The sequence below is a fragment of the Flavobacterium sp. PL12 genome (genome assembly GCF_039123485.1).
Classification (GTDB): Bacteria; Bacteroidota; Bacteroidia; order Flavobacteriales; family Flavobacteriaceae; genus Flavobacterium; species Flavobacterium weaverense.
Window position 1 is genome coordinate 59,018 of the sequence record NZ_JBANDI010000015.1, and the last position, 15,484, is coordinate 74,501.

Below are 15,484 nucleotides of genomic sequence, written 5' to 3' on the forward strand. Positions count from 1 at the left end.
ATGGGTGCTACACAAGATATGATAACTGATTCACGTAATGGAAGATCAAAGAATAGAATTTTAATTGTTGACGATCATCCGTTCATTATTCAAGGGTACAAAAATGCAATTACGCGCTTTAAACCAGACCAATTTGAATTTATTATTGAACAAGCTAAAGATTGCGAATCAGGATATAATATAATTACAAATACAGAAACTGAAGCTTTTGATATTGCATTTTTGGATATTAGCATGCCAAGTTATGAAGAAAAAGGTATCTTTTCAGGAGAAGATTTAGCAAGGTTAATATCTGAATACATGCCAAATTGCAAAATTATTTTGCTTACGATGTACACTGAATTACTAAAGATAGAAACACTAATAAAAACTATAAATCCTAGCGGATTAGTTATCAAAAATGATTTAACATTCGATGAATTAATTTTTGCATTCGATAAGGTCATTAAAGGCGATAACTATTACAGTAAATCTGTAATAAAAATGTTAAGACAATCGCAAACAGAAATCATAAAAATTGATCAGTTTGACAAGCAAATTTTATTTCATTTATCAAAAGGTACGGATATCAATGATATGACTCAATATATACCGATCTCAATAAGCGCAATAAAACAAAGGAAAATAAAGTTGAAAGAATTATTAGAAGTTGTTGATGGTAGTGATTTTGATTTAGTTAAGGAAGCTAAAAATAAAGGTTTACTGTTTTAAGAATTTAGAAAGCATAAAAAAACGGCATTTTGAAATGCCGTTTTTTTATGCTTTCTATTTAAAAAATCTACTCTTCTAATGCGTTCCATCCACGTGCTTTTAAAGCAATTTTTGTGTTGGCTCTAGTAACTAAGTGAACTCCTTCACTTTCTTGTGTCATGTGACCAATAATAGTAAAATTTGGATTTCCTTTAATCTTCTCAAAATCTTCCATAGCAATAGTGAAAAGCAATTCGTAATCTTCACCGCCATTTATAGCTACTGTTGTACTATCAATATTGAATTCTTCACACACGTTTATAAATTGTGGATCAATAGGCAGCTTATCTTCATACAAATTACAACCCACGTTTGATTGCTTGCATAAATGCATAATTTCTGATGATAGTCCATCGGAAATGTCAATCATTGAAGTCGGTTTAATCTCTAAAGCATGAAGTAAAGTTCGAACATCTTTTCTAGCTTCAGGTTTCAATTGTCGCTCTATTAAATAAGTATAAGCATCTAAATCTGGTTGTGAATTTGGATTAACTTGGAATACTTGTTTTTCGCGTTCTAAAACTTGTAATCCCATATAAGCGGCTCCCAAATCTCCAGTAACTACTAAAAGATCAGTTTGTTTTGCACCGTTTCTATAAACGATTTCATCTTCATCAGCTTCACCAATTGCGGTAATGCTTATTATTAGTCCTTTTTGTGATGAGGTAGTATCTCCACCTATAACGTCAACATTGTATTCAGTTGCTGCGTGTGTAATTCCGGCGAATAATTCATCTAAGGCTTCTAATGGAAAACGATTTGAAACTGCAACAGAAACCGTAATTTGTGTCGCTTTTGCATTCATAGCGCAAATATCAGAGATGTTTACAACCACTGCTTTATACCCCAAATGTTTTAGCGGCATGTATGCCAAATCAAAATGAACTCCTTCAATCAACAAGTCAGTGGAAACAACTACTTTCTTGTCTTTAAAATCTAAAACAGCAGCGTCATCTCCAATTCCTTTTAAAGTAGAAGCTTGATTTATTTTAAAATTTTTAGTTAAATGATCTATTAGTCCGAATTCGCCTAATTGTGCGATGCTAGTACGTTGTGGGTTTTTATCTTCTATCATAGTCATTGCGAGAAACGAAGCAATCAAACTTCGCTCATTTTTTATTTAAATTATTTTTAAAAGTGCAAAGGTACAAAGATTTGTACCTACGTTTTGCACGGATGTGTTTTAACAAAAAACCTGATAATTTTTACATCATCAGGTTTCTATATTTACTCCTAGTTCCCCCTTCGGGGGTTAGGGGGATTAGTCATTCAATTTCAAAACCGCCATAAATGCTTCTTGCGGAATCTCAACATTACCAACTAATCTCATACGCTTTTTACCTTTTTTCTGTTTCTCTAACAATTTACGTTTACGAGAAATATCTCCTCCGTAACATTTTGCGGTTACATCTTTACGCAATGCTTTAATAGTTTCACGAGAGATAACTTTTACCCCAATAGCTGCTTGAATAGGAATATCAAACTGCTGTCTCGGAATTAATTCTCGCAATTTTTCACACATTTTTTTACCTATCGAGTAAGCATTGTCCGTGTGCATCAAAGAAGATAAAGCATCTACTATCGTAGCATTTAGTAAAATATCTACTTTTACTAAGTTTGAAGTTCGCATTCCTATTGGTGTATAATCAAAAGAAGCATATCCTTTAGAAACTGTTTTCAAACGGTCGTAAAAATCAAATACGATTTCTGCTAACGGCATGTCAAAAGTTAATTCTACACGTTCTGTAGTCAAATAAGTCTGATTTGTAATCAAGCCACGTTTTTCGATACATAAACTCATTACGTTTCCTACGTAGTCAGCCTTAGTAATGATAGTAGCTTTGATAAAAGGTTCTTCAACATGGTCTAAGCGCGAAGGCTCCGGCAAATCTGAAGGGTTGTTTACGATAAGCGGTGTTGTAGGATCTTTTTTGGTGTAAGCCAAATAAGAAACGTTGGGAACAGTTGTAATCACTGTCATATTAAATTCACGCTCTAAACGCTCTTGGATAATCTCCATGTGCAACATTCCTAAGAATCCACAACGGAATCCAAATCCTAAAGCAGCCGAGCTTTCCGGTAAAAATACAAGCGAAGCATCGTTCAGTTGTAATTTCTCCATTGAGTTTCTTAACTCTTCATAATCTTCAGTATCAACTGGATAAATTCCAGCAAAAACCATTGGTTTTACGTCCTCAAAACCAGTAATTATATTGGTTGTTGGCGTTTTAGCGTCAGTTAGTGTATCACCAACTTTTACTTCTTTTGCTTCTTTAATTCCAGAAATTAAATAACCCACATCTCCTGCAGATATCACTTGTTTCGGAACTTGGTTTAACTTTAAAGTACCAATTTCGTCAGCAAAATATTCATTTCCAGTGGCCATGAATTTAATCTTTTGGCCTTTTTTAATTTGTCCGTTTTTAACACGGAATATAACTTCTATTCCACGAAACGGATTGTAATGTGAGTCAAAAATAAGAGCTTGTAAAGGCTCATCAACATTTCCTTTTGGTGGTGGAATTTTTTCAATAATTGCTGCTAAAATATTTTCAACACCTAATCCGGTTTTCCCTGAAGCATGAATAATATCTTCTAAGTCACAACCTAATAGGTCAATAATATCATCAGAAACCTCTTCAGGATTTGCAGAGGGTAAATCAACTTTATTTAAAACTGGAATAATTTCCAAGTCATTTTCTAAAGCCAAATATAAATTTGAAATCGTTTGTGCTTGTATACTTTGTGCTGCGTCTACAATCAAAAGCGCACCTTCACAAGCGGCTATAGAACGAGAAACTTCATAAGAGAAATCTACGTGTCCTGGAGTATCAATCAAGTTCAAGATATATTCCTGCCCTTTGTATGTATATTCCATTTGAATTGCGTGACTTTTTATTGTGATACCACGTTCACGCTCTAGATCCATGCTGTCTAGCAATTGTGCCTTTTCTTCACGAGCCGTAACTGTTTGAGTTGCGCCAAGTAAACGGTCAGCAAGCGTACTTTTACCGTGGTCAATATGTGCAATAATGCAAAAATTTCTAATATGCTTCATCTTCTGTGTCTGTCAATTTTAAATCCAAATGCGACTGCATTTAATGTGCAAATATAAGGTAAAGTTTTTAACAATTTTGTGTATTTAATTGGCATTAAATTTTAACATCTTGTGACTTTTAAATTAACTAATTCTTACGTAGTTACGCAAAATTTTATACTTAATTTTGCAGTATAAAATCTATAAAAAACTTCTATTGAATTACGAAAAAGTAAAAGAAAAACTTGAAATTCTAGCAGATGCTGCTAAGTACGATGTGTCATGCTCTTCTAGCGGTGGGAATCGTAAAAATAAAAACAAAGGATTAGGAGATTCATCGGCAACGGGAATTTGCCATACGTATACGGAAGACGGTAGATGTGTTTCGTTACTTAAAATACTACTTACTAATTTCTGTATTTATGACTGCGCTTATTGTGTTACTCGCAAAAGTAATGACATTCAACGCGCGGCATTCACTGTAGAAGAAGTCGTTGATTTAACAATTAATTTTTATCGAAGAAACTACATTGAAGGTTTATTTCTAAGTTCAGGAATTTTCAAAAATGCCGATTATACTATGGAGCGCCTTGTTCGCGTAGCCAAGAAATTACGTCTCGAACATAATTTTAACGGATACATACATTTAAAAAGTATTCCCGGTGCATCTGATGATTTAATGCGGGAAGCTGGATTGTATGCGGATCGATTAAGTATGAATCTTGAAATACCAACAGAATCGGGACTTAAACTTCTAGCCCCAGACAAGAATCACCAAGACATGATCAAACCGATGGGTTTTGTTAAGAGTGAGCTTATTCAATATAAAGAAGAAAAGAAAAAATTTAAAAGCACGCCAAAATTTGCTCCTGCAGGACAAAGCACACAAGTAATTGTGGGTGCTGCTCAAGAAAATGATTTTCAAATCATTCAAGTTGCAGATCATTTTTATAAAAATTTTGATTTAAAACGCGTGTATTATTCGGGTTATGTCCCTATTTCGAATGATGCTAGATTGCCGGCAATAGGTGCTCAAGTTCCTTTGGTTAGAGAAAATAGATTGTATCAAGCGGATTGGTTAATGCGTTTTTATGGCTTTAAAGCCAATGAGATTTTGGATAAAAATAATCCGTTTTTAGATTTAGAAGTAGATCCAAAGATGAGTTGGGCATTGCGCAATATTACTCAGTTTCCTGTGATTATTCAAAACGCATCTTTAGAAATGATTTTGCGAGTACCTGGTATTGGAGTGAAGTCTGCGCATAAGATTGTTCAATCGAGGCGTTTTACAAATTTAAATTTAGATCATCTCAAGAAAATTGGCGTGGCTGTTAATCGGGCTCGATATTTTATTTCAGTAAGTAATGAGAATTCACATCTTAAGTTTTTAAATGCTTTGAACTTAAAAGAAATAATTTTGTCTGACACCAAATCTAAATTCGAAAATCCTTTTAGCAACCAATTATCATTACTCAATGACGATTCTTTCTTACGATAGTACTTTTGAAGGTTTTCTAACTACTGTTTTTGAAATTTTCGAATTCAAATATCAAGAACCACAAATTATTAAAAAAGACGATTCGCAGCAAAATATTTTTGCTACTCCCATAGAAATTGTAACAGATATTACAAAGTCTGATCGGGTTATAAAAAAACTGACTGATCAATTACAAAATGATGGAGTTCGGACTTTAATTTATGCTTTTTTATCAGAGAAAGTGGGTGTTGAAGATCTTTTATTTAAAGTCATCAACTACGCTTTGGCTAATAAAAGCAAGAACATCATGAAGGATTTTTCTAATGATGCTGTTTTGCAAGTATCACAATTAACAAAAAGTGTAGGTAGAGAAAAACACAGAATGGAAGCTTTTATTAGATTCGAATTGTTGAAAGACGGAATTTACTTCGCTAAAATTGATCCGGATTTTGATGTCTTAACTTTAATAATGAATCATTTCAAAAATAGATATCAAGATCAAAAATGGCTTATTTATGACATTCGAAGGAAATACGGTGTTTTTTATGATTTAAAAAATGTCGAAATAGTGTCTTTAGATTTAGATCTAAAATTAATTGATGATAAAAGTAGTTCCGTTTTCTCGGATTCTGAAATCCAGTACCAAAAATTGTGGTGGGAATATTTCGATCACACGAATATAAAAGAAAGAAAAAATACAAAATTGCACTTACAACATGTCCCGAAACGCTACTGGAAATACTTGACCGAAAAGAAAATTTTTTAGTCTTGAGTTGAAAGTTGTAATTTTGCACAAAAATTAAGCAGATGGTCAAAATTGGCAACATAGAATTACCTGATTTCCCTTTACTACTCGCACCTATGGAAGATGTGAGCGATCCGCCTTATCGCAGATTGTGTAAAATGCATGGTGCTGATTTAATGTATTCGGAATTCATTTCTTCGGAAGGTTTAATTCGTGATGCCATTAAAAGCCGAATGAAATTAGATATTTTTGACTACGAACGTCCTGTTGGAATCCAAATTTTTGGTGGAGATGAAGAAGCGATGGCCATGTCTTCTAAAATTGTTTCTGCTGTAAATCCAGATATAATTGATATCAATTATGGTTGTCCTGTAAAAAAAGTAGTTTGTAAAGGAGCAGGAGCAGGAGTTTTGAAAGATGTCGATTTGATGATTCGTTTAACGAAAGCAGTTATCGATAGTACGCATTTGCCGGTTACCGTAAAAACCCGTTTGGGTTGGGATGATAGTTCTATTAATATTGATGAAGTTGCCGAAAGGTTACAAGATATAGGTGTTGCTGCTTTAAGTATCCATGCTAGAACTCGTGCCCAAATGTATAAAGGACATTCGGATTGGTCGCACATTGCCAGAGTGAAAAATAATCCTAGAATTACGATGCCTATTTTTGGAAATGGAGACATCGATTCCCCAGAAAAAGCATTAGAATATAAAAATAAATATGGTGTTGACGGAATCATGATTGGTCGCGCTGCAATAGGTTATCCTTGGATTTTTAATGAAATCAAACATTTCATGAAAACGGGAGAACATTTAGCAAAACCTACAGTGATTGATAGAGTAGAAGCGGTTCGAAATCATTTAACTTGGGCGATGGAGTGGAAAGGAGAGCGTTTAGGAATTGTTGAAACGCGTCCACATTACACTAATTACTTTAAAGGAATTCATTCTTTCAAGCCTCATAAACAAAAACTAGTAACCTTAGATAAACCTGAAGAATTATTCGCTGCATTGAATGAAATTGAAGAAGCGTATATGGATTATGAGGTAGTTTAAATTTCAGCTTTTTTCGTTATATATGTTGTAAACAGAATTCATCATAAGTGTTCAATCAGAAAAATATTTTTTAATTGACTTGCTTCAAAGTATTAATGACGCTTCTGTTATTCAGAAAGTGAAAGATTTTTTATTACATGAAATTGATGTAGTTACTTTGACAGAAAATCAAAAAAAAGAATTAGATAAAAGATTAGTTGGACATAATAAAAATCCAAATTCGGGAGGCGATGCATTTGAGTTTTTAAACTCTTTAAAGTCTAAATATGAGTTGTAATAAACTCCCCGCTAGCGCGAGCGTCCCGCTCGAGAACACAATAAAACTCCCAAAACTAACTCCTCCTTTTCGTAAATTTATATTTTCTACCTATTTTTATTGTAAATATAACTGTTCTTAAAACAACAAACTATAACTTTTTTAGGGTTGTAGTTTTTTGTTTACTTGCTCAACTTTATGGGCACGGAATGCAATTCCGCGCTATCCGTAACGAGAAAATTAGTGCATATCCGAGCGATCGGGTAATCATTCTTTCAAACCTCATAAACAAAAATTAGTAACCTTAGATAAACCTGAAGAATTATTCGCTGCATTGAATGAAATTGAAGAAGCGTATATGGGTTATGAGGTAGTTTAAATTGTAGTTATAAAATCTGAAATCAAAAATCGTTAATCCTCAATCTGAAATCAGAAAACTTACCCCGATAGCGCGGATTTGCAATCCGTGCCCATTACAATTGGAAACTAAAACAAATCTATCAAAACAATTTCTAATCCCGCATAATTTCTTGGTGAAGTAAAAAAATAATCTTCGGGAAGTGTTACAATTTTATCTTTAATTGGATTATTATGAATGTACTCAATTTTTTGTTTTATAAACCAATTACTTTCAACAATTTCGGCATGATAACCACCTTGCCAAACTTTATATTTTTGCTCTTTTTTGATGTGTTCACAAGATTTTTGAAAATAATCTTGCATCCATTCTCTCCGGCTTTCGGGCTCTCCTTGTATGGTTTTTAGGATTTGTTTGGAAGTAAACTTTTTGAAATCTCGCATAATGTCAGATAAAATAAAACCATCCGTTCCCTTGCACAATAAATGCAAATGACTAGACACTAAACAATAGGCATAAATTTCTAAACCCTTCTTTTCTTGATAATGTTTTAATGCGTTAGTAATAACATATTTTTGATTCAATCTTGTAAAAATATCTATCCAACCCACAGTTGTTATGGTTCTAAAATAGGCTTGGTCTGTTGTTGTAGCTTTATATTTTGTTGACATTTTTTTTCTCAAAAATAATAAAAACTACAATTTTTTTAGGGTTGTAGTTTTTTGTTTATTTGCTCAACTTTATGGGCACGGAATGCAATTCCGCGCTATCCGTAACGAGAAAATTAGTGCATATCCGAGCGATTGGGTTCTTCTTGTATGGCTTTTAGGATTTATTTGGAAGTAAACTTTTTGAAATCTTGCATAATGTCAGATAAAATAAAACCATCCGTTCCTTTGCACAATAAATGCAAATGACTAGACATTAAACAATTGGCATATATTTCTAAACCCTTCTTTTCTTGACAATGTTTTAATGCGTTAGTAATAACATATTTTTGATTCAATCTTGTAAAAATATCTATCCCAACCCACAGTTGTTATGGTTATAAAATAGGCTTGGTCTGTTGTTGTAGCTTTATATTTTGTTATCATTTTTTTCTCAAAAATAATAATAACTACAATTTTTTTAGGGTTGTAGTTTTTTGTTTACTTGCTCAACTTTATGGGCACGGAATGCAATTACGCGCTATCCATAACGAGAAAATTAGTGCATATCCGAGCGATCGGGGATCACTTAACTTGGGCAATGGAATGGAAAGGAGAGCGTCTTGGAATTGTAGAAACGCGTCCGCATTACACTAATTATTTCAAAGGAATTCATTCTTTTAAACCCCACAAACAACAATTAGTAACTTTAGATAAACCTGAAGAATTATTCGCTGCATTGAATGAAATTGAAGAAGCGTATATGGGTTATGAGGTGGTTTAATTTTTTTTTATAAATTTGAAATCAGAAATCTTTAATCTTCACCCGAGAGCTTCGCTCGAACTGACGAAGAAATCAAAAACCCTTACTCCAACAACTTCTTACTCACTCGGCTACTCGCGATCAATGAAGCTAAGAATCCTAAAGTTACAATTGTACCCATTACCACTAAAACATTTTCGAGGGAGAAAATTACAGGATAAGCTAGAGTTTCTGTGATCATAATTAACTGGAAATGTTGTTGTAGTAACACAATTATAATTCCTAAAGTAAGGCCTATAATTCCACCTAAAACGCTCAGTAATGTTCCTTGAAGTAGGAATATTTTACGCAGATCTTTAATTTCAGTTCCTAAATTAAATAAGGTTTTTAAATTCCCTTTTTTATCTAAAATCATCATGATCAACGCGCCAATTAAATTAAAAAGCGCTACAACAATCACCAAAGTAAATATCAGATAAACAGCAATATTTTCTGTATTTAGCATTTTATAAAGCGACTCGTTTAATTGCGCTCGGTTTTTTACTGTAATTTTATTAGAGAATATTGTTTTTAATTTATCGGTGATGTCATTTTCATTCGATGCAGGATTTATTTTGAATTCAATCCCTGAAACTTGGTTGGTTCTGTACTCTAGTAATTCTTGAGCTAATCCTAAATCTGCAAAAACGTATTTTGAATCAAGATCTTCACTAATAGCATAAATTCCCACAGGAATAATATCGGTTTTGTTGAAAGCTTGTTCAGGATTTTCTAGCGCTCCTCGTCCCGGTTTTGGAACCAGAACTTCGAGTTGGTTATTAAAATCAAGCAGTCCCATCGAGAATTTTTGAGTGATTCCGTAACCTACAACAACTTGATAAGTATCTGGTTTGAGCCATTGACCATTAAAAAGTTTTTTTTCAATTGCATTAACTTTAACGAAATTCGAATCAACTCCTTTTAAGTATGTGACATCTTGTTTCCCATTAAAAGTGAATAAAACGCGTTCTTCGATTATCTTAGTGTACGAAGCAATCCCATCAATTTTCTTAATTTCACTTTCTTGGGTTGGAGAAATAAAAAATGATTTCCCCAGCGTGCTACTGATCTTTAAATCGGGATCGATTTCATTTGTAAACGAAAGACTAAAAACTTTCAGACCACTAAACACTGATAATACGACAAACAAAGCCATTGCACCTACAATAATTCCCATGCTGGCAATTCGATTGATGATGTTAATAGCGTTGTTTTTACTATGACTAAGAATATAGCGTTTAGCTACGTACAGTGGGAAATTCAAATCTTATTGGAATCGGCGTTTGTCTAATAAATCTCTATTTTCTATTGGATTGTCTCTATTTGCTAAAGCATTGTCAATTTTTTCAATGTAATCTAATGAATCATCGATGAAGAAAACTAAGTTCGGAACTTTACGCAATTGTAAGCGCACACGTTGCGATAAGTCATGTTTTATAGTTTTAGAATTCGACTTTACCGCTTCTAATATTTCTTTTGCTTTATCTTGTGGAAAAACACTTAAATGCACAGTAGCAACAGATAGATCTGAAGTTACAACAACCTTGGATACCGAAATTATCAAATTACTAACTCCGTTTTTTCTCACTTCACCTTGTAGGATATCTACCAAATCTTTTTGGATAACCCCACCTATTTTTTTCTGTCTATTTGTTTCCATGCTGCAAAAATACTACTTTTAAGGTTTATCCCGAAGTTTAGAGCCAAATTTTAAAATCAACTCATTATTACGTTTGTTTTTAGGAGCTATTTCCTGCTGTACACTATATCTTTCTCGCCGAACTCCGGCAAGAAAGGATGTCGTTTCCATCAGGGCTAGTGTATCCGAAAAAATAACACGTTGAGATTCCATCAGAAATCTAAAGTCGTTAATCAAAAATCAAAAATCTTAATGCAAAGACCTTCCTTCTCTATATATGACGCTTCAGCTGGTTCTGGTAAAACGTATGCTTTGGTCAAAGAATATCTTAAAATTATTCTTGTCGCTAAGAAAAATGATGCCTATCGCAATATTCTAGCCATAACTTTTACTAACAAAGCGGTTCATGAGATGAAAAGCCGAATAGTAGGTAGGTTATCTGAATTTGCAAAAGACGAGCCAAGCGATAAAGCAATGGATTTAATGCAAGACTTGGTTGCTGGCGTTAGAAAAATAGACAAACCAGAAGAATGGGAGGAAGAGCCGCTAGGTCTTTCTATTATCCAAATCAAAACTAAATCACAACAAATCATAAAGCACATAATTCATAATTATGCAGCTTTTGATATTTCTACGATAGATAAATTCACTCACAAAGTGATTCGTGCTTTTGCGCATGATCTTGGCTTACCAATGGCTTTTGAAGTAACCTTGGATACTGAGAATTTATTAGTCGAAGCTGTTGATGCAATTATCGCACAGGCTGGAGAAGATGAGACGTTGACTAAGTTACTCGTAGATTTCACGATGGAGAAAACTGATGATGATAAATCTTGGGATATTTCACGTGAAATTCTGGATACGGGTCGATTGATTTTAAACGAAAACAATCGGAATGAAATCACTCATTTCCAAGATAAATCAATCTCTGAATTTGTTGCTATCAAGCAAAAATTATCGGAGGCTTGCAAAGTTTTAGAAAAAGAGAGCATTACGCTGGCTGAAGAAGCACTGGTACTAATTGATAAGAACGGCATTGATGTTAAGTCATTTTCTGGAGCTTACTTTCCAAAACATTTGGTTAGTATTCAAGAAGGGAAGTTTAACCCAAAGAATAAAACGTATCACGAATTTGATGATGTAAAAATTAATAAAACGGCTAAAGACCGGGCAATTATTGAAAACCTAATTCCTGAATTACTTCAGATTTTAGCGACAATTTATAAAGCATTTGAGAAACGAGATTTTTATAAAGCATTTTTAAAAAATATCACACCACTTTCCTTATTAAATACGGTTAGTAATGAATTGAAGAAAATTCAAACAGAACAGAGCATACTTTCTATTACTGAATTTAATGCGTTGATACATAGAGAAATTCAAAACCAACCTGCTCCTTTTATATATGAACGACTAGGCGAGCGGTATCGTCACTTTTTTATAGATGAGTTTCAAGATACATCTGAGATGCAGTGGCAAAACCTTATTCCGTTAATTGATAATGCTACCTCCAGTGAAATAGATGGCGAAAAAGGAACTTTGATGATTGTAGGCGATCCAAAACAGTCAATTTACAGATGGCGCGGTGGAAAAGCAGAACAATTTATAGATTTAAGTAAAGATCAAAATCCATTCAATAACCCAGAAAAAAAGCTAAAACATCTTGATAAAAATTACCGTTCCTATTCGCAGGTAATTGAGTTTAATAATGCTTTCTTTAAAATGTTGTCGAATGAATTTGAACATCCTGATTATAAAGATTTATACGCTAATCACAGTCACCAAAAAACAAATAATAAAACAGGTGGATATGTGAACATTTCTTTCATTCCAAAAGTAGAAAAACCCGAGGATTCTACTGAAAACCAAGTGGAAGATGAAGGTTTAGATAAAACCAAATTATTTGTTCAAGCTACTCTAAATACAATACAAACTGTATTAGCTGAAGGTTTTGAATTTAAAGATATTGTAATTTTAACCAGAAAGCGTAGTCAGGGTATCGCAATAGCTAATTATTTGACAGAGCAAAAAATTCCACTTTTGTCGTCAGAAACCTTGATGATTCAAAACGCGACAGAAGTCCGATTGATTATTCATTTATTGAAATACTTAAAGAACAATTCTGATTTAGAGGCAAAAGCTAACTTTTTGCAATATTTAGCTCAAAACATTCAAGATCAATTACCAGTTCATGATTTCATCGCGCAAGGAATGGAAAGAAAACTTGAAGTTGATTTTGAAAGCTGGTTGATGAGTTTCAACGTAGCGCTCTCTTTCGAAAACATTCGAAAAAAATCATTATATGAGGCTGTTGAAGTTATAATCTCAAAATTTCTGAGTTCCAATACAACCAATGCATACGTGCAATATTTCCTAGACATTGTTTTAGAACGGGATATTCGAAACCAAGCAGGAATAGCTGACTTTTTAAGTTTTTGGGATAAAAATGCAGAGAAATTTAGTATTCCATCTCCTGAAGGAAATAATGCGGTTAGGATTATGACTATTCATAAATCAAAAGGGTTAGAATTTCCTGTTGTTATATTTCCTTTTGCTGAAGAAGATTACAATAGAAAGCCAAAAGATAAATTATGGCTTAATGCCGATGAAGAAGATTTTGGTTTGCCCAAAGTTTTGATTGATAATAGTAGTGCAGTTGAAGGTTTTGGCGATGAAGCCGCTGAAGTTTATAATTTGAAAAAACAGGAAGAGTTATTAGACAATATTAATGTTTTGTATGTAGCCTTAACTCGAGCGGAGGAGCAGCTTTATGTAATTTCGAATATGAATTTATCTAGAAAAGGTGAGGTGCCAACAAATAACATGTGTACTTTTTTTATTGATTATATTAAAAGTAATGCCGACTTCCACGTCGAAAAATTAAATTATGAATTTGGAGACAAAACCAAGTTGTCGAATAAAAAGAAACATGTTGATACTTCTAAGACGATTCCATTCGTTCGAGAAGTTTTAAATCCAAAGAATATAAAAATAGCACAAAGAGAAGCTTTGATGTGGGGAACCTTGCAGCAGGAGGCTATTGAATATGGAAATCTTATTCACGAAATTCTGTCATTTGTAAAATCAAAAACTGATGTAGACTTAGCATTAGTAAAAGCCATTGAAAGTGGATTAATCACACAGAATCAAAGTGAAATTGTTTATAATACAATTCTAAGTATTATTAATCATAATGAGTTGGAGAGCTATTTTGATGATAAGCATGAGATTTTGAACGAGCAAACCATAATTCAAAAGGAGGGAAAAACTGTAAAGCCTGACCGAATGGTAATAACTAAGAATAAGGAAGTGTTTTTACTTGATTATAAAACGGGGACACATCAAGTGAAATACCAGCAACAATTAGACAATTATCAAAGTGCAATTGAGTCGATGGGTTATAAGGTTGTTAAAAAAGCGCTTATTTACATCGGAAAAGGAATCGAAGTAGTAAATTTGTAGCTTTAAAATGAATTATTCGCATAAATGAATGTATAAATAAATTAATATGTACGGAAAAATACAACAACATCTGCAGACGGAACTTCAAACAATTGTAGATAACGGAATTTTTAAATCGGAAAGAATTATTACATCGCCACAAGCAGCAGAAATTACTATTTCTACTGGCGAGACAGTTTTAAACTTCTGTTCTAACAATTATCTTGGTTTGTCATCACATCCAGAAGTAGTTCAAGCTGCTAAAGATGCATTGGATACACATGGTTTCGGAATGTCGTCTGTTCGTTTTATTTGCGGAACACAGGATATTCATAAAACATTAGAGAAAAAAATTGCAGAGTTCTACGGAACAGAAGACACTATTCTATACGCAGCTGCCTTTGATGCAAATGGTGGAGTTTTTGAACCATTATTAGGAGCCGAAGATTGTATTATTTCTGATAGTTTAAATCATGCTTCTATTATAGATGGTGTTCGTTTATGTAAAGCTGCTCGTTATCGTTATGAAAATAGCAACATGGAGGATTTAGAGCAGCAGTTAATTAAAGCAACTGAAGCTGGAACTCGTTTCAAACTAATTGTGACAGATGGTGTTTTCTCTATGGATGGATTAGTAGCGCCATTAGATAAAATCTGTGACTTAGCTGATAAATATGATGCAATGGTTATGGTTGATGAGTGTCATGCTGCAGGATTTATAGGTGCAACAGGAAAAGGTACGCTTGAAGCTAAAGGTGTTATGGGACGTGTGGATATTATCACTGGTACATTAGGTAAAGCTTTAGGTGGTGCAATGGGTGGTTACACGACCGCTAAAAAAGAAATTATTGAATTATTGCGTCAGAGATCACGACCGTATTTATTTTCTAACTCTTTAGCACCATCGATTGTAGGAGCTTCAATTAAAGTTTTTGAAATTTTAGAAAGAGATACTTTATTGCGCGATAAGTTAGAAGAGAACACAAATTACTTCAAAGCAGGAATGAAAAAAGCTGGTTTTGACATCATTGATGGTGATTCAGCAATCGTACCTGTTATGCTTTATGATGCTAAATTATCTCAAACAATGGCTAATGAGTTGTTGAAAAAAGGTATTTATGTTATAGGATTCTTTTTTCCTGTAGTGCCAAAAGATAAGGCAAGAATTAGAGTACAATTGTCGGCGGCGCATACTACTGCTCACATAGATAAGGCAATTGATGCATTTACAGCAGCTGGAAAAGAGTTAAATATTATATAATTCCCACTTTTAGTGG

The 15,484-nt window shown here is 33.4% G+C and carries 13 protein-coding genes and 1 pseudogene; 8 read left to right on the forward strand and 6 right to left on the reverse strand.

Going from position 1 to position 15,484, the window contains the following annotated elements; translation table 11 throughout:
• On the forward strand, positions 1 to 711 hold the full coding sequence (locus tag RCH19_RS08670; RefSeq protein ID WP_343022885.1) for a response regulator: 711 nt from the start codon (positions 1 to 3) through the stop codon (positions 709 to 711).
• A gap of 67 nt (positions 712 to 778) precedes the next feature.
• Here RCH19_RS08670 and thiL read toward each other — a convergent pair whose 3' ends face one another.
• Together thiL and lepA are read right to left on the reverse strand one after the other, a co-directional pair.
• Positions 779 to 1,825 carry a thiamine-phosphate kinase gene (thiL, locus tag RCH19_RS08675; protein ID WP_343022886.1) on the reverse strand — a complete coding sequence of 349 codons (1,047 nt, stop codon included), beginning with the start codon at positions 1,823 to 1,825 and terminating at the stop codon, positions 779 to 781.
• Between the two features lie 186 nt (positions 1,826 to 2,011).
• Entirely contained in the window at positions 2,012 to 3,808 is a 1,797-nt protein-coding gene (lepA, locus tag RCH19_RS08680; protein WP_121924886.1) for a translation elongation factor 4, read from the reverse strand.
• A 196-nt stretch (positions 3,809 to 4,004) separates the two neighbouring features.
• Here lepA and RCH19_RS08685 point away from each other — a divergent pair, with 196 nt between their 5' ends.
• From RCH19_RS08685 to RCH19_RS08700, 4 genes are all read left to right on the forward strand, one after another.
• Entirely contained in the window at positions 4,005 to 5,285 is a 1,281-nt protein-coding gene (locus RCH19_RS08685; RefSeq protein WP_343022887.1) for a putative DNA modification/repair radical SAM protein, read from the forward strand.
• Complete coding sequence (locus RCH19_RS08690; protein WP_343022888.1) at positions 5,263 to 6,030, forward strand: TIGR03915 family putative DNA repair protein; 768 nt, start codon at positions 5,263 to 5,265, stop codon at positions 6,028 to 6,030. Before RCH19_RS08685 ends, RCH19_RS08690 begins: the two co-directional genes overlap by 23 nt.
• Positions 6,031 to 6,071: 41 nt before the next feature.
• Positions 6,072 to 7,064 carry a tRNA dihydrouridine synthase DusB gene (gene dusB, locus RCH19_RS08695; protein ID WP_343022889.1) on the forward strand — a complete coding sequence of 331 codons (993 nt, stop codon included), beginning with the start codon at positions 6,072 to 6,074 and terminating at the stop codon, positions 7,062 to 7,064.
• A gap of 79 nt (positions 7,065 to 7,143) precedes the next feature.
• The gene (locus tag RCH19_RS08700) at positions 7,144 to 7,341 is read left to right on the forward strand and encodes a hypothetical protein (RefSeq protein ID WP_343022890.1); all 198 of its coding nucleotides are present in this window, start codon (positions 7,144 to 7,146) and stop codon (positions 7,339 to 7,341) included.
• A 465-nt stretch (positions 7,342 to 7,806) separates the two neighbouring features.
• Here RCH19_RS08700 and RCH19_RS08705 read toward each other — a convergent pair whose 3' ends face one another.
• Complete coding sequence (locus tag RCH19_RS08705; protein WP_343022891.1) at positions 7,807 to 8,349, reverse strand: transposase; 543 nt, start codon at positions 8,347 to 8,349, stop codon at positions 7,807 to 7,809.
• A gap of 161 nt (positions 8,350 to 8,510) precedes the next feature.
• Positions 8,511 to 8,684 carry a transposase gene (locus RCH19_RS08710; RefSeq protein WP_343022892.1) on the reverse strand — a complete coding sequence of 58 codons (174 nt, stop codon included), beginning with the start codon at positions 8,682 to 8,684 and terminating at the stop codon, positions 8,511 to 8,513.
• A 224-nt stretch (positions 8,685 to 8,908) separates the two neighbouring features.
• On the opposite strand from RCH19_RS08710, the pseudogene RCH19_RS08715 reads away from it, so the two are divergent.
• Positions 8,909 to 9,109 (forward strand): annotated as a pseudogene (locus RCH19_RS08715) (tRNA dihydrouridine synthase DusB); the annotation flags it as partial.
• 82 nt (positions 9,110 to 9,191) lie between these two features.
• On the opposite strand, the gene RCH19_RS08720 reads toward RCH19_RS08715, so the two are convergent.
• Both RCH19_RS08720 and rbfA read right to left on the reverse strand, forming a co-directional pair.
• A complete protein-coding gene (locus RCH19_RS08720) occupies positions 9,192 to 10,391 on the reverse strand; it encodes an FtsX-like permease family protein (RefSeq protein ID WP_343022893.1) in 1,200 nt (399 codons plus the stop codon).
• 3 nt (positions 10,392 to 10,394) lie between these two features.
• Positions 10,395 to 10,787 carry a 30S ribosome-binding factor RbfA gene (rbfA, locus tag RCH19_RS08725; RefSeq protein ID WP_073352883.1) on the reverse strand — a complete coding sequence of 131 codons (393 nt, stop codon included), beginning with the start codon at positions 10,785 to 10,787 and terminating at the stop codon, positions 10,395 to 10,397.
• A gap of 231 nt (positions 10,788 to 11,018) precedes the next feature.
• Between rbfA and RCH19_RS08730 the strand changes: the two genes are divergently transcribed.
• The gene (locus RCH19_RS08730; protein WP_343022894.1) at positions 11,019 to 14,228 is read left to right on the forward strand and encodes a UvrD-helicase domain-containing protein; all 3,210 of its coding nucleotides are present in this window, start codon (positions 11,019 to 11,021) and stop codon (positions 14,226 to 14,228) included.
• A 46-nt stretch (positions 14,229 to 14,274) separates the two neighbouring features.
• Positions 14,275 to 15,468, forward strand: a complete 1,194-nt coding sequence (gene kbl / locus RCH19_RS08735; RefSeq protein WP_343022895.1) for a glycine C-acetyltransferase — start codon at positions 14,275 to 14,277, stop codon at positions 15,466 to 15,468.
• The last annotated feature ends 16 nt before the right edge of the window (positions 15,469 to 15,484 follow it).